The sequence below is a fragment of the Rossellomorea vietnamensis genome, assembly GCF_025398035.1.
Taxonomy (GTDB): Bacteria; Bacillota; Bacilli; order Bacillales; family Bacillaceae_B; genus Rossellomorea; species Rossellomorea vietnamensis_B.
This window is the reverse complement of record NZ_CP104558.1, coordinates 3,560,693-3,582,970: the sequence shown is the minus strand read 5'-3', so window position 1 is coordinate 3,582,970 and position 22,278 is coordinate 3,560,693. Positions and strand designations below refer to the sequence as shown.

The 22,278-nt window shown below is 45.5% G+C and carries 25 protein-coding genes and 1 riboswitch; of the genes, 12 read left to right on the top strand and 13 right to left on the bottom strand.

Annotated features, from left to right (window positions below; translation table 11 throughout):
• Window positions 1-55: 55 nt before the first annotated feature.
• Window positions 56-652, top strand: a complete 597-nt coding sequence (locus N5C46_RS18255; protein ID WP_261749710.1) for a DUF6944 family repetitive protein — start codon at window positions 56-58, stop codon at window positions 650-652.
• Between the two features lie 159 nt (window positions 653-811).
• Window positions 812-1,105 (top strand): hypothetical protein, encoded by a 294-nt coding sequence (locus N5C46_RS18250; protein WP_261749709.1) that lies wholly within the window; start codon window positions 812-814, stop codon window positions 1,103-1,105.
• Between the two features lie 93 nt (window positions 1,106-1,198).
• Here the strand turns inward: N5C46_RS18250 and N5C46_RS18245 are convergent, their stop codons facing one another.
• Both N5C46_RS18245 and N5C46_RS18240 read right to left on the bottom strand, forming a co-directional pair.
• Window positions 1,199-2,176, bottom strand: coding sequence for an LLM class flavin-dependent oxidoreductase (locus N5C46_RS18245; protein ID WP_261749708.1), 978 nt, complete (start codon window positions 2,174-2,176; stop codon window positions 1,199-1,201).
• 224 nt (window positions 2,177-2,400) lie between these two features.
• Window positions 2,401-3,249 carry a VOC family protein gene (locus N5C46_RS18240; protein WP_261749707.1) on the bottom strand — a complete coding sequence of 283 codons (849 nt, stop codon included), beginning with the start codon at window positions 3,247-3,249 and terminating at the stop codon, window positions 2,401-2,403.
• Between the two features lie 161 nt (window positions 3,250-3,410).
• Here N5C46_RS18240 and N5C46_RS18235 point away from each other — a divergent pair, with 161 nt between their 5' ends.
• Together N5C46_RS18235 and N5C46_RS18230 are read left to right on the top strand one after the other, a co-directional pair.
• Window positions 3,411-3,725 (top strand): winged helix-turn-helix transcriptional regulator, encoded by a 315-nt coding sequence (locus N5C46_RS18235; protein ID WP_261749706.1) that lies wholly within the window; start codon window positions 3,411-3,413, stop codon window positions 3,723-3,725.
• Window positions 3,726-3,786: 61 nt separating this feature from the next.
• Entirely contained in the window at window positions 3,787-4,458 is a 672-nt protein-coding gene (locus N5C46_RS18230; protein WP_261749705.1) for a 5'-methylthioadenosine/S-adenosylhomocysteine nucleosidase family protein, read from the top strand.
• A 132-nt stretch (window positions 4,459-4,590) separates the two neighbouring features.
• Here N5C46_RS18230 and N5C46_RS18225 read toward each other — a convergent pair whose 3' ends face one another.
• Both N5C46_RS18225 and N5C46_RS18220 read right to left on the bottom strand, forming a co-directional pair.
• Window positions 4,591-4,746: a DUF1540 domain-containing protein gene (locus N5C46_RS18225; RefSeq protein ID WP_079532121.1), complete on the bottom strand. Its 156-nt coding sequence runs from the start codon at window positions 4,744-4,746 to the stop codon at window positions 4,591-4,593.
• 117 nt (window positions 4,747-4,863) lie between these two features.
• Window positions 4,864-6,072: an MFS transporter gene (locus N5C46_RS18220; RefSeq protein ID WP_261749704.1), complete on the bottom strand. Its 1,209-nt coding sequence runs from the start codon at window positions 6,070-6,072 to the stop codon at window positions 4,864-4,866.
• Between the two features lie 147 nt (window positions 6,073-6,219).
• Between N5C46_RS18220 and N5C46_RS18215 the strand changes: the two genes are divergently transcribed.
• Together N5C46_RS18215 and N5C46_RS18210 are read left to right on the top strand one after the other, a co-directional pair.
• Window positions 6,220-6,648: a MarR family winged helix-turn-helix transcriptional regulator gene (locus N5C46_RS18215; protein WP_261752374.1), complete on the top strand. Its 429-nt coding sequence runs from the start codon at window positions 6,220-6,222 to the stop codon at window positions 6,646-6,648.
• Between the two features lie 10 nt (window positions 6,649-6,658).
• Window positions 6,659-7,414: a sugar phosphate isomerase/epimerase family protein gene (locus tag N5C46_RS18210; RefSeq protein ID WP_261749703.1), complete on the top strand. Its 756-nt coding sequence runs from the start codon at window positions 6,659-6,661 to the stop codon at window positions 7,412-7,414.
• 45 nt (window positions 7,415-7,459) lie between these two features.
• Here N5C46_RS18210 and N5C46_RS18205 read toward each other — a convergent pair whose 3' ends face one another.
• Window positions 7,460-8,440, bottom strand: a complete 981-nt coding sequence (locus N5C46_RS18205; protein WP_261749702.1) for a zinc-binding dehydrogenase — start codon at window positions 8,438-8,440, stop codon at window positions 7,460-7,462.
• A 228-nt stretch (window positions 8,441-8,668) separates the two neighbouring features.
• Between N5C46_RS18205 and N5C46_RS18200 the strand changes: the two genes are divergently transcribed.
• Window positions 8,669-9,043, top strand: a complete 375-nt coding sequence (locus tag N5C46_RS18200; RefSeq protein WP_261749701.1) for a winged helix-turn-helix transcriptional regulator — start codon at window positions 8,669-8,671, stop codon at window positions 9,041-9,043.
• 39 nt (window positions 9,044-9,082) lie between these two features.
• Here the strand turns inward: N5C46_RS18200 and N5C46_RS18195 are convergent, their stop codons facing one another.
• Window positions 9,083-9,973, bottom strand: a complete 891-nt coding sequence (locus tag N5C46_RS18195; RefSeq protein WP_261749700.1) for a TIGR01777 family oxidoreductase — start codon at window positions 9,971-9,973, stop codon at window positions 9,083-9,085.
• Between the two features lie 345 nt (window positions 9,974-10,318).
• Between N5C46_RS18195 and N5C46_RS18190 the strand changes: the two genes are divergently transcribed.
• Both N5C46_RS18190 and N5C46_RS18185 read left to right on the top strand, forming a co-directional pair.
• Window positions 10,319-11,962, top strand: a complete 1,644-nt coding sequence (locus N5C46_RS18190; RefSeq protein WP_261749699.1) for a M4 family metallopeptidase — start codon at window positions 10,319-10,321, stop codon at window positions 11,960-11,962.
• 159 nt (window positions 11,963-12,121) lie between these two features.
• Window positions 12,122-13,210 carry a GGDEF domain-containing protein gene (locus tag N5C46_RS18185; protein WP_261749698.1) on the top strand — a complete coding sequence of 363 codons (1,089 nt, stop codon included), beginning with the start codon at window positions 12,122-12,124 and terminating at the stop codon, window positions 13,208-13,210.
• Window positions 13,211-13,333: 123 nt separating this feature from the next.
• Here N5C46_RS18185 and N5C46_RS18180 read toward each other — a convergent pair whose 3' ends face one another.
• The 3 genes from N5C46_RS18180 to N5C46_RS18170 all read right to left on the bottom strand — a co-directional run bounded on the left by N5C46_RS18180 (window position 13,334) and on the right by N5C46_RS18170 (window position 15,059).
• On the bottom strand, window positions 13,334-13,759 hold the full coding sequence (locus tag N5C46_RS18180) for a DoxX family protein (protein WP_159362785.1): 426 nt from the start codon (window positions 13,757-13,759) through the stop codon (window positions 13,334-13,336).
• A gap of 56 nt (window positions 13,760-13,815) precedes the next feature.
• Window positions 13,816-13,956: a hypothetical protein gene (locus tag N5C46_RS23335; protein ID WP_261749697.1), complete on the bottom strand. Its 141-nt coding sequence runs from the start codon at window positions 13,954-13,956 to the stop codon at window positions 13,816-13,818.
• A gap of 158 nt (window positions 13,957-14,114) precedes the next feature.
• Window positions 14,115-15,059, bottom strand: coding sequence for an arginine deiminase family protein (locus N5C46_RS18170; RefSeq protein WP_261749696.1), 945 nt, complete (start codon window positions 15,057-15,059; stop codon window positions 14,115-14,117).
• Between the two features lie 127 nt (window positions 15,060-15,186).
• On the opposite strand from N5C46_RS18170, the gene N5C46_RS18165 reads away from it, so the two are divergent.
• Entirely contained in the window at window positions 15,187-16,497 is a 1,311-nt protein-coding gene (locus N5C46_RS18165; protein WP_261749695.1) for an amino acid permease, read from the top strand.
• Between the two features lie 4 nt (window positions 16,498-16,501).
• On the opposite strand, the gene N5C46_RS18160 is transcribed toward N5C46_RS18165, so the two are convergent.
• Both N5C46_RS18160 and N5C46_RS18155 read right to left on the bottom strand, forming a co-directional pair.
• Window positions 16,502-17,239 carry a YqcI/YcgG family protein gene (locus N5C46_RS18160; RefSeq protein ID WP_261749694.1) on the bottom strand — a complete coding sequence of 246 codons (738 nt, stop codon included), beginning with the start codon at window positions 17,237-17,239 and terminating at the stop codon, window positions 16,502-16,504.
• A gap of 73 nt (window positions 17,240-17,312) precedes the next feature.
• Window positions 17,313-17,942 (bottom strand): LysE family translocator, encoded by a 630-nt coding sequence (locus tag N5C46_RS18155; protein WP_261749693.1) that lies wholly within the window; start codon window positions 17,940-17,942, stop codon window positions 17,313-17,315.
• 136 nt (window positions 17,943-18,078) lie between these two features.
• Between N5C46_RS18155 and N5C46_RS18150 the strand changes: the two genes are divergently transcribed.
• Both N5C46_RS18150 and N5C46_RS18145 read left to right on the top strand, forming a co-directional pair.
• Window positions 18,079-18,714 carry a spore coat protein gene (locus N5C46_RS18150; RefSeq protein ID WP_406686291.1) on the top strand — a complete coding sequence of 212 codons (636 nt, stop codon included), beginning with the start codon at window positions 18,079-18,081 and terminating at the stop codon, window positions 18,712-18,714.
• Between the two features lie 121 nt (window positions 18,715-18,835).
• Complete coding sequence (locus tag N5C46_RS18145) at window positions 18,836-19,330, top strand: L,D-transpeptidase family protein (protein ID WP_261749692.1); 495 nt, start codon at window positions 18,836-18,838, stop codon at window positions 19,328-19,330.
• Between the two features lie 34 nt (window positions 19,331-19,364).
• Here N5C46_RS18145 and N5C46_RS18140 read toward each other — a convergent pair whose 3' ends face one another.
• Both N5C46_RS18140 and N5C46_RS18135 read right to left on the bottom strand, forming a co-directional pair.
• Window positions 19,365-20,561, bottom strand: a complete 1,197-nt coding sequence (locus N5C46_RS18140; RefSeq protein ID WP_261749691.1) for an aspartate kinase — start codon at window positions 20,559-20,561, stop codon at window positions 19,365-19,367.
• 49 nt (window positions 20,562-20,610) lie between these two features.
• On the bottom strand, window positions 20,611-21,858 hold the full coding sequence (locus tag N5C46_RS18135) for a homoserine dehydrogenase (protein WP_261749690.1): 1,248 nt from the start codon (window positions 21,856-21,858) through the stop codon (window positions 20,611-20,613).
• A 127-nt stretch (window positions 21,859-21,985) separates the two neighbouring features.
• Window positions 21,986-22,096, bottom strand: a riboswitch (SAM riboswitch).
• Window positions 22,097-22,278: the final 182 nt, after the last annotated feature.

Below are 22,278 nucleotides of genomic sequence, written 5' to 3'. Positions count from 1 at the left end.
AAACATTGGTCCATATGTATACACTATCTAAGAACGAAAAAGTAGGCGATCAACTATGGGAAATGAGCAAAAAGCCACATTCGGTGCTTGGGTTGCGGCTACCGGGACCGTCATCGCCGCGATCGGGAGTACACCCATTAAGAGGATTCCGAGGGAAACGCTCAATTCTTTTAATCTCATAGGAAACGAACTTCAGGCAACAGGGAGCGCCCTTAGTGCAGATGCCATTAAAGAATTCACCTTGACAAAAGTGGGGAATGGGCTTCAGGCCATTGGGAACGTCATCGTCATTGCAGGCATTGTCAGGGGTTACAGTGACATTATCGAGCGGGAGTTGATTATCAAGGGAAACCTGGTGCAGGCATTGGGGGCATCCACTGCCCTGGCAGATTCCTTTAATGAAGAGCACACAGTAGAAGAACTATTTTCAATATACGGGAACCTTTTGAAAGCTATCGGGAACTCCCTTCAAGCCATAGCCGTCATCTTGGAATTAAACGATAGGGACAGTGGAAACCTCTATGCCATAGGCAGCTGGATCCAGGCGATCGGAGCCATTATTTCAGCCCTCGCCCAATCAAAAAAATCCTCCACTCGATGCTGCTTTACGTACTCCCATTACGGGAATATTGTGCGAATGGATTCGCAATAAAGTCAACCGAACCCTATGCATATTCCGATAGAGATACAAACATTCTCCTGATGGCCCCCTGGGTACTTTTTCATAAAATCTCCCTATCTGGGTAAATGCCTATACCAATCCTACTCAAAAAGAATACTCATAACCTAGATAGAGAGGAGGTTTTATGCTATGAATGATTTTCAAGCAGGCACTGAAACGTTTGTAGACTATAGTGATTACCGCCGACCAATCGGACGGGTAGGCTTCGGAAGACCGGGATTTGGAGGGTTCGGGAGACCAGGGTTCGGCTATGGCGGATTCGGAAGACCAGGATTTGGATTCGGCTTCAGTCCGTTTGTGGGAGGACTTGCCGGTGGATTATTAGGAGCAGCATTATTGAGTCCGGGGTATGGGTATGGCTACGGATATGGATATCCGCCACCTTATTATGGTTATGGTTATTCGCCATATCCTTATTACTAATTTCATATAAATCGAAAGGGAACCTTGGCGGCAAAGCGCCATTGGTTCCCTTTCTTATTTCAGGGGTTTTCATGCCTCTCAGGTCCCTATGAATTAGAGAACCGCCTCAGCGATCAACTCATACGACCTTACTTTGTCTTCGAATCCTGACACATTGGTGATGATCATGAATTCATCGGTTTGATATACTTCTCTTAGCATCTGGAGCTCTTCCTTCACCTTTTGAGGAGTTCCGACTATCGCTCTTTTTCTGTTCTCCTTTATTTTTTCTTTTTCTTTCGGTGTAAGAACCCTTGCCTTTGCTTCTTCCACGGAAGGAATTTCAGTATCAATCCCCTTCTCTACAGCCAATAACCACAAGTCTTGTATGAGAGCCATTTCTTCTGCTTTCTCCTCGGTTGGAGCGCACACGACAAAGATACACACATTGCTCAAGGGTCGGGCTAATGAGGATGAAGTTTGAAAGTGGGTTTGATAATAATCCATCGCCCGCTTCCCATTGACCGGATTGATGAAGTGACCAAAGGTAAAGGCCGTGCCTTTTTCAGCTGCCACCCTGGCACCACGGTGGGTGATGCCCAGTATCCATGGAAGTGGAGGAGACGGTATGTCAGGATAAGCCTTCACGCTTTGTTCAGATGAGAGATGCAAGTAATTCTGAAGTGCCTCCACCTGCCCCGGAAACTCATTCATACTCTTTTTCAACCCATCCGTAAGAGCCATCCGTGTTTCATATGATCCCCCTGGGGAACGACCGATTCCTAGATCGATGCGATGGGGAAATAGGGTTTCCAACACCTTGAAGTCTTCCGCAATTTTGTACGGACTGTATTGTGGAAGAAGGACACCCCCAGATCCTACCCGGATTGTACGCGTCATGGACGCAATATGTGAAATCAGTACCTGGGGAGCCGAACCTGCAAGGCCATTCGTATTATGATGCTCCGCCACCCAGAATCGTGTGTACCCTAACTTCTCTGTAACCTGCGCAAGCCTGACTGTATTCCGAAACGCAGTGCCAGCGTCCCCACCCCTCTCAATCACAGACTGATCCAATACACTCAACTTCATCCATCTCACTCCCCTTCCCAAACGAATTTCCATTAGTATGTACTTACATTATCCCACTAACATCTGCAGGACCAAAAAAAACTGCTTAGAGGGACGGACCTCGTTTTTCGTTGGAATATCACGGAAAACACTATCCATAAATCCAGATGAACCCCTCTGTATCAACATTTATGAAAAATACAGAATAGGGACGGACCTCGTTTTCCGAGGTCCGTCCCTCCCCTTTACAAGCTTAAATAGATGTGGTTGCCGGATGGGTCCATTGTGAGGATCTTATCGTCAAGTTCTTTGATTGTAGCCCCAATGGACTCCAGGCTATGAATGATGCTGCTTCGCTTTTCTTCATTTGGGAAGTGAAGGGTGAACCAGTTGAGGCCCACACTGTTTTCGGCTGGAGCCGGTGCGCCTACACCATTCCACGTATTCAATCCTATGTGATGATGGTATCCTCCTGTCGAAATGAAGAGTGCCTGATTCCCGAATCGGCTCACCACGTTAAAGCCAAGACCTTTCCCGTAGAATTCTTCCGCCGACTTCAAATCTGATACGTGGAGATGGATGTGCCCCATCACTGTACCGGCAGGGAGTCCGTCCCACGCTTCCCCTTCCGCCTCGGCTAATATTCCCCGTGCATCGATGGGATCAACGGTCATCTCGACTTGGTCGCCATGCCATGTCCAATCGGACGCTGGACGATCCCTGTAAATCTCGATCCCGTTCCCATCAGGATCGGATAAATAGATTGCTTCACTGACAAGGTGGTCAGAGGATCCGAGCCGTATATTCAGCTTGATCAGATGAGCCAATATCTTACCAAGATCTTCTCTACTTGGCAGCAAAAGAGCAAAATGATACAACCCGGTCGTCCGCGGCTCCTTGGGTAAAGTTTCTTCAAGCTCTTCCAGCGATAACAGACTATGAATACCGTCCGCCGTTAAAGTGGCCCGTTTATGTGATTGTTCCAGAACCTTAAACCCGATCACTTCCTTGTAAAAAGAAAGAGATCGTTTCAAATCTTGTACGATCAAGCTCACTTCCCCAACAAATGTATGGGGTCCTTTATGAAAGTTCATTATGGTTCCTCCGATTTATTTTTAGACGTTTTTCATTAAGTTACTTTATGTAACTAATTTTATTTTAATAACCTAATTCCGTCAAGTAATTAAATTACCCCATTACCCGTTATATGGTATACTACAAATTAGAATTTCCATGAATGAAGGAGGCATTGAAGATGAACCAATCTGAAATATGTCCACGATTTGAAAAAGCGATCGGCATCTTAAGTCAGCGATGGACGGGACTCATCATTTATCAACTGCTGTCCGGCCCCCAACGGAACTGCACCATCAAAGACGCAATAGGCATCAGCGGCAGACTTTTATCCGAGCGATTAAAGGACCTTGAACAAGAAGGAATCGTTACACGGACCGTCTATCCCGAAACACCGGTGAGGATTGAATATTCGTTAACAGAGAAAGGATATTCGTTAGAACCCTTAATGAGGAATATAGAGAAGTGGTCACAGGAGTGGATTGAAAAGGAATGACAGTCCGTTTGTTAGTAAGGGGTTTCGTTTTGGGAGAGAAACATATAAGGGTGATAAGTCGATGATAGGAATCAGTATAGCAACGAAGTGGGAATACGAAGCGGCATTGGAATATTTCGGCATAAAAAATGATGAAATATTCGCTTATCCTTTTGGCGAATATTTCATAAGAACAATGAATGATACCGAACTTGTTTTTTATAGTACCGGTGTAAGAAAAGTAAACGGAGTCGGTGGTACTCAGTATATGATTTCTAAATATAACTTAACGAAAGTAATCGTTGCTGGAACCTGTGCAGGAATAGATGACAGGTTCAGAAATTTGGATATTATTGTACCCGATAAAGCCGTTCAATATGATTGCACGGTAAAAGAAGTTGAGCCTCTTATTAAACAATCCTTCATCGTCGATATAGATCTGTCAAAATACGGAAATGTTTTTTATACCGGAACAATCGGCACCGCTGATAAAGCAGTCGTTATGTGGAAGGACTATTTAGAACTTAAAGAAAACAAAATAACGATAGCCGATACAGAAGCGGGAGCCATTGCGTATATCTGTAAGAAGAATGATGTTGAATGTATCATTGTGAAAGGAATATCTGATTTTCCAACAGATGAAAGTAACTCTGATCCATTCGAATCAAACATTGAACAGATAAATGTCTATATAGAAAACACACCCAAAGTGATGAACAAAATATTTGGCGAATATTTAATTAGATTTATCTAACCATAAAAACCCGGAGTCTATTTGACTCTGGTTTTTTTACTTTACTGGTGGGCTTTTTTGTATAACAATGAGAATTATTATCAATACTATATCAAAAGAAGACAACCACGCCTATGGTTGCCTTCTTCCCTATTACATACCCGGTTCGAATGTTTTGCAGTCCGTTTCTTCGCTGTTATGCGCTTTGTTCCCTTTATGACTGACAACGAAAATCTGGTCTGCAGAACACTTCTTTCCTTCACTGTTGTACCTGCAGTTGCTCACTTCACATAGTACGTCCTGTGCCATGGTCTTACACCTCCCCTGTACCATTAGAGTGTACGTTTCGTTTCAGGTTCATACCTTCACTTTGACCCCTGATCATCAAAAAGGGACTCACCTCAGAAAGGTAAGCCCCTGTTCATTTTATAACTCCAATGCTTCCTCTTGATGTACAGCCATTGTTCTTCGTTTGGTCACGATTTTATATGCCGCGACTGTAACCAACACCACTCCACTGCAGATGATATATAAAGCCGAAAAACCGAGCTGCGATGAAACAAGCCCCAGCATAAACGACCCTACCGCAATACCAAGGTCATAAAAAATGAAGAACGTAGCCGTCGCATGCCCTGTTCTCCTCTTCGGTGCCGCCTGTATCGACATGGTCTGGAAGCTTGGAAGCAAGGCACCATACCCGAGACCGATCAGCGCTCCTGACACCAATAAGAAAACGACGGAATGAGTGAAGCTCAAGAGAATTAGTCCAAAGGCAAAAATGATCAAGGACGGGTAGATGACCGCGTTTGGTCCCGACCGATCAAATAGTCGCCCTGTATATGGCCGCGACAGAAGCATGGCCGCTGCAAATACGACGAAGAATAAACTGACGGATTCGAATAATCCGATAGACTTCGCATAAACGGAGATAAACGACATGATCCCGGAATAAGCAAATGAGGTCAGGAACCCTACCAATGCAATCGGGATCGCCTTCACTTCTATTAAATCCTTAAGGGTCAGGCGTCTGCTCGCTACCTGTTCCACCACATCGTTCTCTGTCACCTGAATGCCAAATGAGCAAAGAAAGCCAATGACAATGATCCATGCAAGACCCATAAACAATGTCGTATACGGGATCCATTGCAGTAGCGCCAGGGAAAGAAACGGCCCGACCACAACGGCCAGGTTCATCGACATGGCAAAGTAACCAAGTCCCTCCCCCTTCCTGTTTGCCGGGATCATGTCTGCCGCAATCGCCACCATGACCGTTGAACCGATACTAAACCAGATTCCATGGAAAAAACGGAGCCCCATCAAAAAATAAAAATCATTTACCCAAAAGTAAATGAATGAGGAAATCCCGAACATGAATACACTGAGGATGAGCGTCTTTTTCTTTCCCAACAGCTCAATGATTTTTCCCGAAAAGGGACGCACAATGATCGCCGATAGTAAGAAGACCGTTGTAGCAAGTCCTGCCTGACCTTCCGTTCCGTGCAACTCATCTAGTACATACAGAGGCAGGATGGTCAACAGTGAGTAAAAAACCAAAAAGAGAAAAAAATTATTCAATAACGCCATAAAAAATGGCCGTGTCCAGATGTTTTGTTTTGTTGAGTGCTCCACTATCATTCTCCTTCGCGCAATTAGTTGTTATACTAATTATATCTATAACATGTATATTTGTAAATATAGTTGTTGTGACAATTAATTCAATTCCTTCCGGTTTTCATGTATGATAAAGGAAAGAAACTCAAGTAGAAGGTGAAACCAGTGACAATGTCCCGAGATGAATCCATTGGCTTATATACGAGCCACACAGTCAAAAATATCATTCGATTCCTCACCCTCCATCTGAAAGATTTCGATGTGACACCTGAACAGTGGACGGTTTTGAAGAGACTCGCCGAGAAGGATGGAATCAGTCAAAAACAGCTTGCCATGAGGTCTGAAAAAGACCAGCCGACCCTGACTAGAATCCTGGATATATTAGAAAGAAAAAAGCTGATCTACAAAGAAAAGAATTCCGAAGATAGAAGATCATTCCTTATTTTCATCACTGAGAAAGGAGTGACGGCAAAGGACGAGCTGTCCCCTTTCATTGAAAATTTGTATGAAGACACGATTCTTAAAGGGATTTCAGAAGAGGAATTAGAAGTATATAAGAGCGTTCTTTCTCAAATCAACGCGAACATGACCAAAGGATAGGAGTGAGCGTATGAAAGAAATCCCTGTTGCCCTCCAAATGTATACATTGCGAAACGAGGCGGAAAAGGATTACATCGGTACTTTGCAAAAAGTGGCCGATTTAGGGTATGAAGGGGTAGAACTTGCCGGTTATGGCGGTTTATCCGTCAAGGAGCTGAAAGGTTTATTGGACAAGCTGAATCTTCGTGCCGTCTCCAGTCATATTTCTTTATCCGAACTAAGGACCAATGCGGATCAGGTGATCGAGGATCAGCTTGAGCTGGGCAGTACCTACATCGTGTGCCCATATTTACCCCCTGAAGAACGAACAGAGGAAGATTATTTCCGATTGATCGATGACCTGAACACCATTGGTGCAAAATGCTTTGAAGCGGGTATCACCCTCTGCTATCATCACCATGACTTCGAGTTAATGACTCTTTCCAACGGGAAAACGGCTCTCGAAACGATTCTGGCTGAAACGAATCCCCATATGGTCAAAGCTGAATTTGATATCTATTGGCTGACCTACGCAGGGGAAAAACCTGTTGAGTGGCTGAAGCGTTATCAGGGCCGGACTCCACTTGTCCATTTAAAAGATATGACAACGGATGGCGAACGATTTTTCGCAGAACTTGGATCGGGTGGAGTGGATTTGGAACCTATCCTGGAATTCGGTATGCACAGCGATGTGGACTGGTGGATCGTCGAACAGGACGACTCCAAGATCCCGCCCATCGACAGCGTTCGAAAAAGTCTTGAGTATTTACGGCATAATCAAGTTTAATATAAGAAAAAGGAGAGCCGGGTATAATGGCTCTCCTTTCTTACATTATTTTAGTTTCGCTACAATCTTGCCTTTCACATGGCGCTCGGATAAACGGCCGAGGGCTTCCGGCACTTCTTCAAGTGTCACCGTCTCCTTCAGCATGGCATCCAGCTTCCCTTGTTCCAACAGGTAAAGCATCTCATCACCGATAACCGCAAAGTCCTTTTGGGCTTTGAAATCTTCCGTTTGATGCGCTGCAGCAAGGGCGATTTCATGATAGGAAACGACTTTTGTGAATGATTTGATTTTGGTGAAATCAGGGGCACCGGCGATGTACACCATGTGACCCATATAGGCTAGGGCATCCAGGGAGTCCGTCGCACTCTGTCTGCTGACCGCATCCACGACGGCGTCCACACCTCGGCCATCCGTGATTTCCATTATCTTCGCCGTGACATCTTCTTCCCTGTAGTCGACACAATAGTCTGCTCCAAGTGATTTCACATAGTCATGATTATGACGGGACGCAGTCGATATGACGGTCTTCCCTGCAAGCTTCGCAAGCTGTACACCAAACCCGCCTACTCCACCGGCACCGCCGTGAATCAAAATCGTCTCGATGTTGTCGAGGGGCAATTTACGGTGAATGGCCTGGTAAGCTGTATAACCCGCAGTCGGAAGGGCTGCAGCATCCTCGAAGGAAACATTGTCAGGGATGCGTGAAGCCGTGTGTGCTGTGATGGTGGCGAATTCTGCATATCCGCCTTTTTTCGTAAAGTCTCCGTGGTAAACGACACGATCTCCTTCTTTAAAATCGGTTACCCCCTCACCGACTTGTACGACCACTCCCGCCACATCCAAACCGAGGATATGCGGATAGGACCAGACAGGCATCCCATTCGTGGCTGTCTTGTAGTCAACCGGGTTCAATCCGACGGCATAGACCTCCACGAGAAGTTCTCCTTTTTGCGGTGAAGGTGTTTCGATTTCCTCCACCTTCATGTCTTTCCATAAACCTTTATCTTTCAATAATAAAGCTTTCAATATATTCATCTCCTTAAAGAGCGTTATGATTATTTTGCTTACATGGTATATAATATATACTATAAACACGATAAACAAGTAGGCACTATTTAGTATCATGGTTACCGTTTGGAAACCTGGGGGTGACTGCTTCAGGTCGATAGTTTGAGTTCAGCTGCTGATTTTCCATTCTTTTTCAGCAGCTGAACCCAATTCCACAAACAACAACAACATCAAGGAGGTACCAATATGAAACAACTCAACCCCGAATACCAATGTGCCATCGACCTCGTGATCAATGTTATCGGAGGAAAATGGAAGGTACTTATACTATGGAATTTAAATGAAGGTGTAAAGAGATTCAATGAATTGAAGCGGTCCCTGCCGAACATCACCCAGAAGATGCTCACACAGCAGCTGCGGGAGCTGGAAGAACACGGACTGGTCGAACGTACGGTGTATCAGGAAGTCCCGCCGAAAGTCGAATATTCGACGACTGAGATGGGGAAGAAACTCCAGGCCACGCTATTTGAGATGTGTAAATGGGGAGATGAATATGCCGAGCAGAAAGGGATCGGGATGAACCGCTGCTGGACGACGTATGATTTCATGGAGAGTGAGTAAGGCGAAAAGGACTTGTCGCACGGACAAGTCCTTTTATTGTCACTCCACAATGATCTGTCTCAGTGCCTTTTCAAGTGTATCGTACTGAAAGACGAAACCTGCTTTCTCCAGCCGTTCCGGGATGACCCATCTGCTTTTCAGGACCAGTTCGGTTTCCGTTTTGATGAACACCGCACCTGCTTCAAGCATCCATTTCGGGGTCGGAAGCCCTATCTTCTTGTTCATCACGTTCCTTAGGTTTGCCATGAGTTCACGATTGGTGACTGGATCCGGCGAGGCACAGTTGAACACTCCGCTTAACTCCTTCTCTTCATTCAAAAAAAGGATAATCCGGTACAGGTCTTCTACATGAATCCAGCTGAATTTCTGGGTTCCCGGTCCCTGCACACCTCCGAGACCAAACCTGACAAGGTTTTTGTACGGTGTCATCACACCGCCATCCGGTCCCAATACGATCGCGATCCGTAAAGCAGCCTGCCGCGTCCCGGGTAATGAAAAGGAAAAGAATGCTTTCTCCCATTCCTTTGCTACTTCAACGGAAAAGCCTGTGCCGATATCGCCCTCTTCCTCCGTCATCGGCCGGTCCTCTGCATGACGATAGATCGTGGCCGTACTGGAATTGATCCATAAAGGAGGTGGATTCTGACATTGTAAAAGAGCCTCCCCCAATATGTTCGTCGTGTCCGTCCTGGATTTGAAAATGTACGCTTTATTCTTTTCATTGTACCGACAGTCGACTGACTTCCCTGCAAGATTGATGAGCATATCTGCATCCTCTAATGACTGAACGATTTCATCGTGGCGGTCCCAGGAAACATGGGGAGACTGTCTTGAAATGATGGTCACTTTAAAGCCCTTCGCGAGAAACTTCTTCTGAAGATACTGGCCGATAAAGCCTGTTCCCCCTGCTATGACAATTTTCTTTTTCACACTATCCACCCATTTCTTTTACGTGAGTTTGTGAATTAATTCACATTAATTATACCAAATACTGTAACATATTCAACCGTTTTTTGCCTGATACCCACATGCACAAAAAATAGTGGAATATTCCTAGAAAAATATTTTTCTTTGAACGGCAAAGATAAAGGGTGAAATTCACCTCAAATTTTGGATATATCGACATTATCAAACACTAAATATTTCAAATTTACTGATAATTACCATTTTTTTCATTGTCAACCTTCCTTTTTTTTACTAGACTACTAATTAGCCGCCGGGGCCAAAAGAAATAGCTATTTCCAAAATCTATGATCAAAAGGGGAAATTGTAATTATGTCGAAAAAGAAATTAGTTAGTTTAGCACTAGGTACTTCTCTTGTATTCAGCGCATCTTTTACAGGTGCCTCCGCATTCGCCCAGTCTTCAGATTCGATTACTTCGAAAATGGACATTCATCAAAAGGTCATGAACATAGATAAAAAAGGGCCAAGCTTCCTATCTGGGAAACTATCAAAAGGTATTGTAAAGAACGATCAAGACGTGAAAAAGTTCATAAAAGACAATAAAGAGCTTTTTGCCGTCGATCCCCATTCTGAACTGACATTACTTGAAAAGACGACAGATGATCTTGGAATGTCTCATTATCGATTCACTCAATCAGTGGACGGTGTGCCTGTTGATGGAGCCATCTTCATTGTCCATACAAATAAAAAGAATGAAGTAACGGCTACAACCGGTCAGCTTTATAAAGAAGCTTCTAAAAAGGTGACCAAGACCAAATCCAAAATCAATCAAAAATCCGCGACGGATCTTGCCTGGAAGCATATCGGTCTATCTAAAGCCGACACTTTGAAAGGGGCTCAAAACGAGTTCAGCATTGATGCAAAGAAAGACAGTAAAGTTGAAAACACTACTGAGAAAAATGATCTTGTGATCCATGAAAAGGATGGAAAGTTCACTCTTGCTTATAAAGTGCAACTTCAGTTCATCGAGCCTTATGGAGCAAACTGGCAGATCTATGTGGATGCCAAAGACGGATCGATTGTTGAAGCGTTCAATGCTGTGACAGATGCAGCGACAACCGGAAGCGGTTACGGAGTTTTAGATGACTATAAAACTCTTAATACTTACTCTTCAAATGGAACTTATTACTTATATGATGTGACGAAACCAATGAATGGTGTCATCGAGACCTTTACGGCTCAAAATGGATCAAGCCTTCCGGGGTACTATTCAGTAGATAGCAATAACTCCTGGACCGCTTATTCCCAGGCCGCTGATGTCGATGCCCATGCGTATGCCGGTAAAGTCTATGACTATTATAAAAACACACATAACCGCAACAGTTTCGACAACAACGGAGCGACCATCCGCTCCACTGTCCATTATGGATCCAACTACAATAATGCGTTCTGGAATGGTTCCCAAATGGTCTATGGTGACGGGGATGGGTCGACTTTCACATCTCTTTCCGGTGCACTTGATGTCGTGGCCCACGAGCTGACTCATGCCGTGACGGAGCGTACTGCCGGATTACAATATCAATATCAATCCGGGGCCCTGAACGAATCATTCTCTGATGTGTTTGGATACTTCTTGGATCCGGGCGATTACTTAATGGGTGAAGACGTCTACACACCTGGCATCTCGGGAGATGCGCTGCGCAGTCTTTCAAACCCATCTAAATATGGACAACCGGAACATATGAATAACTATGTGAACACTTCTTCCGATAACGGTGGTGTTCATACAAACTCCGGTATCCCGAATAAAGCTGCTTACAACACGATCTCAAGCATCGGTAAAGCCAAAGCAGAGAAAATCTACTATCGTGCCCTGACTGTTTACTTAACACCAACAAGTAATTTCAGTTATGCACGTGCTGCCCTTCTTCAATCAGCAGCTGACCTGTACGGAAGTGGAAGCTCCACTTACAATTCCGTTAAAGCAGCATGGGATGCTGTCGGGGTTTATTAAGACACGATCCAGTTAGAGCCCAAAAAGCCGTCCTATCTTGGACGGCTTTTTTCCTTTATACGAATCTCAGAAAATACTTCACCAACCTTCCCGGCAATCCGATATAATAAATATAGGTAATATGTCACGGTGTCGGTCCATTATGAAGGAGGGATGATCATGTTAGAGCATTTATTCATCAACATATGTATTTTCATATCCTTTTTGTACTTTGCCGGGATTGTGTTGAGAAATCCACAGAAATCACCGATTCCAATGAAAGTATTGATTGGGTCCTTCTCCGGGGTCCTTGGATTGGCTCTCATGTATTTTGCCATTCCCTTGGATTACAATAGTATAGTGGACCTGAGGCATTTAGCGATCGTGACCACCGCCGTCTATATCGGCTGGATTCCTGCCCTTCTTTCCGCCTCCATCATCACAGTCGCCAGAATGATCATGTTCGGAGTCACGCAGGAAGCGATTGTGGCGGCAATCGGTATGTTGGTTATCGGGATCACCTCAAGCGTATTAAGCTTGCTCCCTTACCGGAGACTAGTGAAGATTCAGATTATGAACATGGCCGCCCTGATGATCATTTTCATCTCGTTACAAAGCAACATAGGGCTCTTGAATGCATTGAAAATCATTTCCTTTCATACGATTACTTCTATCCTGGTCGGCTTTATCATTTATTTTATTGCCGAGCAGATCAAACGTTCAAATGAACAATATCATCAGCTGGAACAGAATGCGACGAAAGATTTCCTCACCAGTCTCAATAATGTCCGGCAATTTGATGTAAGTTATAATCAAGCTTTGAAGCATGCCCAGGAAAGACATGAAAAACTGTCCCTGCTCCTCATCGATATTGATCATTTCAAAAATGTGAATGATACATTCGGTCACCAGGCAGGGGATGAAGTGCTAAAAGGACTCGGAAAGGTATTGACCCACCATTCCAGATCTTTCGATATCGTATCCAGAAATGGAGGGGAAGAGTTCAGTATCCTTCTGATCGACTGTCCCCACAGCCATGGGATGGTCATTGCGGAAAGACTTCGGGAAGCGGTGGAACGACACTCCTTTAGAATTTCTGAAGAGCAGTCCATTCACATTACGATTTCCGTCGGAGTATCCACTTTCCCGGATACTGTTTCACCTGCGGGAGAAGAGATTTTTGAACAAGCAGATAAAGCCCTTTACCTGGCGAAACGAACAGGCAGGAATAAAGTGTGCGATTTTAATATGGTTCAAGCCGTCACATGATTATAACCGACAGGGTTCAACATCATTTCCTGGGAAAAGATGTTGAATCTTGTCCAATATGTAAAAAAAGGAGCGAAGAATCGAATTGGGCACACCCGACTCTTCGCTCCTTTTCTTATTCCTTTACCTCCCCGATGACAAAGAAGGATTTTCAGATGCCTCTTTTTCGCGTTGCTTATTAATGACGTTCATTAATGACCATTTATTACTTCCTGCTATGGAGAGCATAACAGAGAGACCCAATAATGCTAAAGGAAATTCATATCCTCCAATCAGACCCATTTTAAATTTGACCAATATGATGGCTCCAAACATCGTTATGGCCAAGGCTATAGCTGAAGGAATAACATAAAATCCAATGATCAGCGTAAGTCCTGCAACTGCTTCAATAATTGCCGTTGTATATGCCATAATAGGCGGTAACCCGATTTGATCAAACATTCCGATCGTCTTTTCCATGCCCATGATTTTTTGCATGCCATGTGCCACCATGATAATCCCTAAGATGATTCGGCCAACAAGCAGAGACCACTCCACTCGATTCTTCATACAATCACTCCTCTTTCCTATGCTAACGCTAAAAAAGGATAAATAGATCACTTTACTTATTCAGAAACAGCCGTAATATCCGATCGTCCTCTTCCCAAAGCCGAATTGTCCCCATCCTCTGTTATTACTTGGAAACCTGCGACCACAACAACGACGTCATGCCCCTTGTTCTTCTCCTGTATGATTCTTTCAGCCATTCGTTTTATTCTCTCGGTGGAGCCAATGGAGGTCCCGCCGAATTTTTAAACAAATGTACTATTATCTTCAGCACTTCTTATTGAGAATTAATGGTAGCGAAACACAAACAAAACCGGAGAATAGTCTCCGGTTTATTATTTCATTCAGTTAATATTGTTCAGCCTCTCTCAAACGGCAGCGTCATGCACCTGATCCCGCCCCCGCCTTTTTCAAGCTCATTCACATCCACTTCAATCAGTCTCTTTCCTTTTAAAAACGGATGATCCTTTAAAATGCTCTTATTGGCCTTCGTGCTGATCAGCAGGGTTTCCGGGTCCAGATTCAGAAAATTGATATCCGCGACCGTATGCTTTATGTCATCCGTCCATAATACCTCGAAGCCCTGACGTTTGATGAATTCCTCCATCATCACGTACCGTCCTCCCATTTCAGAGACGATCCGGACAGGGAACAGCCTCATATAGCTTTTGGCAATGAGAAGATTTCCACCTGCAACATTGCAATTCATGTCCAGATGCATCGTTTCACCCGTCCGGGGTAAGTCGATGATCCCGATTTCCGAAAACCCCGCCTGAAAGATCTTCTCCTTCAATGCTTCTATGCTTTCGATGCTGGATCTAAGACCCGTATTAATGAAAACGGTGTCCTTGTTCAACACAAATACATCCCCGTTCTCCAATGCCTTCAAACGGTTATTATCCCGAATGGAAAACGTCTTCTCCTCAAACCAGGTTTGAAATAATTCATGACTGTGAATATACTCGGGAGCCCTCATCGTAGTGCCCGCATCACCCGGAATCACCGTTTTCCCGTACACACAGGCGAGATCCCTTACAAACACACGATTGATGAGCTGTTGATTCAAGTCCCTGACCTCATCTGTAAGGTAATCGGAGTAATCAATGACCTTTGCCCCCGCGTTCTCCATGGCTCTCTTCATCTCTTCGTGGTTTTCCTTCGCTTTCTCCTGGTTAACCGGCTTCTCCCAGCCGACATAATCCGCGGTTCTTTGATCCGGTACATCCACTGATGAAGGCGAGCATACCATGACCGTCTTCAATTCTCCATGTTCGTTCCAGCAATTCGGATGAATCTTTTCCATCAGCCAGCCTCCTCGATTTCATTCTCCCTTACTTTCTCCTGTCTCATAAAAAATCATTCCGTGTCCATTCACATATTTCAGGGTGTTCAACGTCAAACTATGAAGGATAAAGGTCAGGTGAAACGATATGAGCAAATGTACGAATCAGACAAATCTTTCATGGTGGCAGCTCTCTTTCATCGGGGTGGGCTGCATCATCGGAACCGGTTATTTCCTTGGCTCTGCCATTCCGATTCAAAAAGCGGGTTCCTCGGTTCTCATTGCCTATTTGGTTGCAGGGATCGGAACCTGGATGGTATTCCAGGCACTCGCTAAACTGACGGCACATCACCCGGAAAAAGGTTCATTCCGGACATATGCTAAGCAAGCTTATGGTTCCTGGGCAGGGTTCAGTAATGGATGGGTGTATTGGTCGGCCGAAATGTTGATCATGGGGAGCCAGTTAACGGCTCTCGCCCTCTTCGCTCAATTTTGGTTCCCAGAAATCCCCCTTTGGATATTCACGGCCGGATTTGCCTGCCTGGGGTTGGTCATCATCCTGATGGGAGTCCGGAAAGTGGAACAAATGGAGAATGTGTTTGGAGTGATGAAAGCCGCCGCCATCGTCATGTTCATCATCATTGCCGGTGCCGCCATGTTCGGCTTTCTGGGGGACGGGTCTTCGGGTCGGGTTCTTCAATCCCCTATGAATGAAGTACTCCCGCATGAGGGAAAAGGCTTATGGCTCGCCCTTCTTTTTGCCTTCTATGGATTCGGGGGTATTGAAGTGATGGGTCTGATGGCCAAGGAACTGAAGGATCCCAAGGAAGCTCCGAAATCAGGGAATATTATGCTGTTGATATTGACGGTCCTTTATATACTTTCCTTCTATCTCGTTTTAAAGCTGGTTCCGGCAAGCAGGATCGACCCAAATGAAAGTCCCTTCCTGACCGCCCTCGATCAATACAGCATTCCGTGGGTCCCCCACCTATTCAATGCCGTGTTGATCATTGCCGGATTTTCTACCATGGTCGCTTCTTTATACGCTGTCACCACGATGCTCGTGGCTCTGGCCGAAGAAGGCGATGCCCCCCGTATCTTCGCCAAAAAGGGAAAAATGGAAGTCCCGCTGCCCGCTTTCGGTCTGACTACTCTCGTCGTGGCTCTATCCATTGTCGTCGCCATGCTGCTTCCGGATAAACTCTTTGAATATATCACTACGGCTGCAGGACTGATGCTTCTTTATACGTGGCTTTTCATCCTGGCTTCCTTTCACAAACTTATGAGCCGGACTGCCTGGGATCTGACCCGTTCCATCATTGCCCTGCTTCTCATCCTTTTTGCCATCAGCGGCACTCTTCTTGATGAAGTGAGCCGCGTCGGTTTTTTTGTCAGTCTTGGATTCATCATCTTGATTGCAGTGGCTGCATTCATAAAAGAAAAAAGAGTTAAAGCCTGATGCCTTAACTCTTGATCTTCTTATGCATATGGGAAAAGGGACATTTACTCATGGAAGAATCATCGTCGCTGAGATAATATTGCTTCCATTCATAGTTGTCTTCCTGTCCGTACCATTTCAGGCTGGGATGAGGATCGACACCATCGAATTCAACGAGCCGCTTTCGTATGACCTTCTTTAATTTCTGACCGAATGCCGTTGACGAATTGATTTCGTCAAATACCCACCGGGGCTGAAAAGCAAGTAGAAAATAGGGAAAATGCCGGCTCTTTCGGACGAGGTGGGCAGGAGTCGCGCAGAAGGAAAAATAGGGTTCTCCGTCAAAGCAAAACTCCCACGTGTGATCATGGGGATCCTTTCCGATATCATCCGGCCAAGGTGTGGCATCGAGCCTGTGTACCCGATTCAACAAGTCCCAGAAAATCTGTTGATAGTATTCAACGGAACCCTCGATCTCTTTTGATTGAAAAAACACGACAAGAGAGGCGTATTTCCCTGTAGCCCTTGAGATGCCACCGTATTGTTTTAATAACGAGACCAGCTTATCCGTTGCCTCACCCTTTCTCGGATCTTCAGCAAAACCGAAGCGCAAAGTATCTGTTTGAAAGCCTTGTTTACCTGGTACACACGGATACGGGTGCTCTTCATCACACATCAGTTCCGAGAAGTGGAGATAAGCAGATTGCTGCCAGGGAGTGAGTTCTTCCATATGTTGATCGATCCAGCTTTTTGTATATAACATGAAGCCGATCCCTCCTAACGATTACTCATCTATCCTATTAGGAGGGCGCCCATTGGGTGTCTGTCTAATCTGTCTAACCAAACAATATGCGACAGGCCTCTACGCCGAAATAAATGCCAAATCCCATCAGGACAATCCCCGATACGACGGAAATGATCCTCAGGATGAGGGGGCTCACCAGTTTCCTTGCCCCCGTCGCGACAAAAGCCATCGTCACATCCCACAGGGTGATGCCCAGAAATATTCCTAAACTATACAAGAAAAGCTGGGAGGATTCATACGATCTGGACGTCTGTGCAAGGATCGATCCATAAATCCCAAGCCAGAACAAAATGCTTAACGGATTCGAAATCGCCATAAAGAAACCCGTACGAAACGATTTCCCTTTCGACTCATTCTGCAATTGAGGTGAAGAGGAGGTGAGGGTTCCCGACTTCTGTATGCTTTCAATCCCCGTATAGGTCAAAATAAAAAAGCCAAAGATCCATAAACATAATTTTATGAATGGTGTATCAATGAATTGAGCCAGTCCAAAATAAATCACGAGCATAAAGATCCCGTCCGCCACCATCCCCCCGACTCCAACAAGCCAGGCGTGAAAGAAACCGAAGCGGATCCCCTTGTCCAATTGGGCGGCATTGATCGGTCCCATAGGTGCAGAAAGGGATAACCCTAAAACGATATAGCTAATAAATATACTCATATCCGTACCACCTTCATATTGACTTCTCCCTATTGTATTCGGACAGGCCGGGAAGTAGTAGGCCAACGAAGAATCATACATAATTTTATTTCGAAGGGTTATTCTAATCATCGAAGCCAATAGAGGAGGAATAAGTATGAATAACCAAGGTCAATCCAATGGGATGCCGCAACCCGGCGCTCAAATGCCACCGAACATGATGAACACCCAACAGGACCATGGGGGTCATGAGCTATTTGATGCCCATGAAGTCATCGCAGGGATCATCAGCATGCTGGACCAATATCAAATGTATGATCAACACATCCAGGATCCGGAATTGAAAGATATCGTCAAGCGCCAGACCGACTTCGTGACGACTATGTACAATACCATTGTAGGAAGTTTCTCGACGGGACAGGACCCGATCGTCCCGACACAACAATACAAAATGACCCAAAACCATACGACCACCTACGGTATCAAAGCCGGTGCACCTAAAAAGCCGAATCAATCCGTCCAGGAGCTTTCCGATAAAGGCTTGTCCGCTTATATGCTGGGCCAGACGAAATCCCTGGCCACACTCCTTGCCATGACGGCTCTCGAGATGACGAACCCCGTGCTGCGCCGGGTGGTTGCAGACAGTGTACCGAATTTCATTGAAATGAGTTATGAAATTTTCCTTTATCAAAATAAGCACGGGTATTATCAAGTTCCTCAATTGAATGGGCAGGATATGACCCTCATGCTGCAGAGCTATACGACTGTCCCGCAGCAAAACCTGCCTCAATGATCTATCCTTTAAAGCCTGCATCTTCATGGATGCAGGCTTTATTTGACGCAAGCTCATTGAACCACTTTCCCCCTGACACATAGAATGGAATGATAAGGTGAAATGAGGAGGTCTGATATCAATGATCCACACCGTCAAGACTGGAGAAACTCTTAATCAGATATCAAGGGATTTCAGGACTCCCCTGCCTGACATCCTGAACGCCAATCCCGGCATCAATCCGGATCAACTATACCCGGGACAGACGATCACCATCCCGGGAATCCCCGATACCACTGGGAATCCGTATAGCATCCAAGTGTCTGTCAACAATCGGACTCTCCGATTATTCAAAGATGGGGTTCAAGTGAAAGAATACCCCATTGCAGTCGGAAGGGTTCTTTTCGAAACGCCCATCGGCGAATTCATCATCATCAATAAAGCACCGAACCCCGGGGGACCCTTTGGCACGATGTGGATGAGTTTATCCAAAGAAAGCTATGGGATCCACGGGACGAATAACCCCGCCTCCATAGGCAATGCAGTATCCAAAGGATGCATCCGGATGAATAACAAAGACGTGGAAGAGCTCTCGGGCATCGTACCAATTGGGACTCCTGTATCCATCACCCCATAAAGAAAGAAGTGTATGGACCATACACTTCTTTTCTTTATAAAATCGCCCTTTTGGATTCGATATAATCCAATCCGAAATGCATATGAAGGATTCTTGCGGCCTTTTCAACGTCCGTGCGATCGACAATGGCGCTCAGGCCCACTGACGATTCCCATACGGACACCTTGCCGATATGGTAATCATGGAAGACATTCGTAACCTTTTCTTTTACTTCCCCAGAAGACTGGATGCTTCCAATCACACACACCTTTGATACATCTTCCCTCATGTCAAAATGGGAGTAAGCCTGGTTATATTTCCTGACGATTTTTTTCACAAGGTGAATATCCTGATCTTTAATGATCAGGACCAGCCCTTGTCGGTGTCTGATTCTTTCTGTTTCGATGTGGTGTGAATCAAGATCATAAAGAATCAAGGATTCCCCTCCATCACAGCCATGGATCGTAAGGACGGAGACTTCTTCCTGGAGGGCTACCCCCACGATGCTATCATTTCTTTGGACTTTCCCGCTGATGACGGTTCCCCGCCCCTCTTTTAAACTGGAACGGACGATCATAGGGACTCCGTGTTCTTTGGCGTGTTTAATCGCTCTTGGATGGAGGACATTGGCCCCCATCATGGCAAACCGGAGCATGTCAGTATAGGATAGGCCATCGATTTTTGCAGCCCGGGGGACTACCCTCGGATCGGAGGTATACACCCCGTCCACATCCGTATAAATGTCGCATCGATCCGCTTTCAGGGCTGAAGCCAGGGCAGCAGCCGACGTATCCGATCCACCCCTGCCTAAAGTGGTGAGCTCCCCCTCTTCGGTGACCCCTTGAAATCCGGCCACCACAACGATTCGCCCGGCGGATAACTCTTCTTTAATCCTTCCCGTATCAATGGAAGTGATCTTTGCATTTCCGAACACGTCATCGGTCCGGATCCCCGCCTGCCGACCTGTCAGGGACACGGCCTTCATCCCTCTGTGCTGAAGGGCCATCGTTAGCAGGGAAATCGTGACCTGCTCCCCTGTAGAGAGGAGCATATCCATCTCTCTTTTACCGGGGTAATCAGAAAGTTCCCCTGCCAGTTTCACAAGGGTGTCCGTCGTATTGGCCATCGCCGATACGACCACCACGACGTCATTCCCTTTTTCCTTTTCCTTCACGATTTGACCGGCCACCCTCTTCATACGATCCGTAGAACCTACAGAGGTTCCACCAAATTTCTGAACAATGATACCCAAGTGATCTCCTACTTTCCATCAGATCTATTTTCTGCTTTCAATGATGGCGTCATGAAACAGCCAATCCTTCCTTCACTTCGTTTTCAAGAGGAATTTCGTCTAGAATCGATACAGCCTGTATGTGTTCATGGGATTGAAGAAGATAGTCCAGTTCTTCTTGTCTTCCTTCGACAAAGACGTAAAGGTCATCTCCAAGCTGAATGCGGTCCTTTAAGGTGAACGGTGTGATCCAGCTTTGATACTCCTCTTTTTCCTTGAACCGCAAGACCCATTGCCCCATGCTTTCTTCTTGAATATCTTCGCTCGTCACCGTCTTTTCGGGAGAAACGGTGTATTTCCCCTCTATCAGGGAGAGAAAATCCTCCACCATGGCACTTCCCGTCGGATATTTACCAGCTCCGGGACCCAGCAGTGTGACCCTCCCCACCAGACTCCCTTTCAGTGAAATCGCGTTTTCCACATCCTCCACCCCGTAAAAGGGATGAGTGTCGTGGACAAGGATCGGTTCCACTCCCCCTTTGATGCGATTGAATCCGTCACGTTCCAGTGATCCAACATGCTTGAAGCGCAAACGGAAGGACTCGGCTGCCTGCAGCCATTCAGCCGTCAAGTGGGTGATCCCTTTCTGCCTGATATCCTTCCAGTCCGGCTGCCTGCCAAAGGCGGTCTGACTTAAGATCAGAAGCTTATAAAAGGCATCATATCCTTCTATGTCGTTCGTCGGATCCGCTTCGGCATATCCCTTCTCTTGCGCCTGCTTGAGGGCAGTTTCAAAGGAAAGCCCCTTTTTCCTCATCTGGGATAAAATGAAGTTGGACGTTCCATTCAATATTCCTTGAATGCTTTTGATTTCGTTTACCTTCAGGAGCTGACGGATGGTGCCGATGACCGGTATCCCTCCCGCCGTGGTCGCTTCGAAACCAAGGGACACCCCATTATGTGAAGCTTTCTTCAGAAGCTCTGGGCCGTATTTTGCGAACATGGCTTTATTGGCCGTTATGACGTGAATCCCCTTCTCGATGGCTTGTGTCACATACGTATAAGTCGGTTCTTCTCCTACGATCGCTTCAAAGATTACATGAAGGTCAGGTATATCGAGAATGTCTTTAAAATCGGTCGTAATCCTGATGGATGGATCGATTTCCCTTTGCTTAGAGGGATCCTTGATGAGGATTGCTCTTATTTTCACCTCTTTACCGAGTACTTCTTTTAATCTCTCCTGATGAGTATCAATGGCTTCACAGACCCCTTGACCAACGGTTCCAAAGCCCAGAAGCGCCACATTTATCGCTGACATCATTCAGCCTCCTTTTTTCCGTTTTGACCTGCACGTACGATTCCTGTCTGAAGGTGTGGTGGAAAGAAAGAGGGTATGCAGAAAAGCCCTCTTCTTGTAAGAAGAGGGCTAATTGATCATGCTCCTCCCCTTATCTTCCAGATCCACATGGAATCTGTAGGAATTGGCACCTTTACAGATTGATCCTGCAGGTTGCCGGGCTTCATCGGGCCTATCCCTCCGCCGCTCTTGATAAGAGATATAGATAACGTTATGTTTTCACTTGATATTTGAGTATGAATTGGATTATATAGGGGATTCACCCCTTCGTCAATAGAGTTTTTGTTATTTTTTAAAAATTCTTTCTAATAAATGAGGATGGTTTATTTCCGATCGGTTTAGTCCAGATTATTCACTTTTCTACTAATCTTTTTGAATAAA